Origin of the sequence: Streptomyces bambusae (genome assembly GCF_019400985.1) — a bacterium.
GTDB lineage: Bacteria > Actinomycetota > Actinomycetes > Streptomycetales > Streptomycetaceae > Streptomyces > Streptomyces bambusae_A.
In genome coordinates, this window is the sequence record NZ_WTFF01000642.1 from 1 (window position 1) to 1,292 (window position 1,292).

Below are 1,292 nucleotides of genomic sequence, written 5' to 3' on the forward strand. Positions count from 1 at the left end.
CGGCTGGGCGGCGGCCTCCTCGGGGCTGCGGCACGCGGCCGAGACCGCCACGGCCGCGCACGGCCTGCCGGCCCGGCCCTGGTACGACGCGCGCCGCCTGGACATCGACCTGCTGCTGTGGCGGCTGCGCGAACACCCCGACCTGGCGGCCTTCGTGGACCGCGCGATCGGCGCGCTGCGGGTCCACGACGCGACGTCGAAGCCGGCGCTGCTGCCCACCCTGGAGACGTACCTGGCCCACGCGGGGCGCAAGGCGGAGACGGCCCGCGAACTCCACCTCAACCGCCAGACCCTGTACAACCGGCTGGCCCGCATCGCGGAGCTCCTGGGCACCGACCTGGACGACCCGGAGACGGTCCTGGCCCTGAGCCTGGCCCTCCGCGCCCGCCGCCACACGCCACCGTCCTGACAGGGGCTCCGGGCTGGGCATATCCAGCCCCGACCGCAACCATTACAGCCCCGCCGGCGTTTGAGGCGCGGGGTCCGGGGCGGAGCCCCGGTTTCGGGAAGGGGCGGGGTGGGGAAGGGAGCCCCGCGCAGCGGCCCCGTTCCCCGGCCAGGCCCTGGCTAGCGCCCCCGCTCCATCAGCTCGTCGTAGACCGACAGCACCTGCGCCACCGTGTCGTCCTCCGACGGCCACGTCGCCGCCTGGACCTGCCCCGCCGCGGCCAGAGCCGCGCGACGGGCCGGGTCGGCGATCAGCGAGGCGACCGCCCGGGACAGCGCGGCCGCGTCGCCGTAGGGCACCAGGACCGCCGCGTCCCCGACCAGCTCCGGCACCCCGCCGACCTTCGTCGCCACCAGCGCCACCCCGTTCCGCAGTGCCTCCTGTGCCAGCAGCGACCGCGCCTCCCAGCGGCTCGGCAGCACGGCGACATCCGCCGCCGCCAGCAGGTCCGGGACGTCCGTACGCCGCCCCAGCAGCCGTACCGGCAGGCCCTCCGCCCCGATCCGCCGGGACAGGTCCGCCCGCAGCTCGCCCTCCCCCGCGATCACCAGCAGCGGCAGGGGCTCCAGCGCCCGCCAGGCCCGCGCGGCGTCCAGCAGCACCCCGTAGCCGCGGCGGGCCACGAGGCTGCCCACGGCGACGATCAGCGGCCGGTCCACCGCGCCGAGTTCCGCCCGGACCTTCCCGGGGTCCGCGTCGCCCGGCGGCGCCGGCGGCACCGTGACGGGGGCCAGCCGGGCGTCCCGCGCACCGCGCAGCCGGGCCAGGTCCTGTCCCTTATACACCTCTGACCGTGCCGACGGCATCACTGGTTATGTGTTGATACCGGGTGCTCCACTATCAG

1 protein-coding gene and 1 pseudogene are annotated in these 1,292 nt (G+C 76.6%); one reads left to right on the top strand and one right to left on the bottom strand.

The features are described 5' to 3' along the window. Nucleotides 1-409: PucR family transcriptional regulator (locus GPJ59_RS36255; protein WP_219672361.1), on the top strand; the 409-nt coding region annotated here is incomplete at its 5' end. 158 nt (nucleotides 410-567) lie between these two features. Here GPJ59_RS36255 and GPJ59_RS36260 read toward each other — a convergent pair. Beyond that, nucleotides 568-1,218: pseudogene (locus tag GPJ59_RS36260) on the bottom strand (glycosyltransferase family 4 protein); the annotation flags it as partial. Nucleotides 1,219-1,292: the final 74 nt, after the last annotated feature.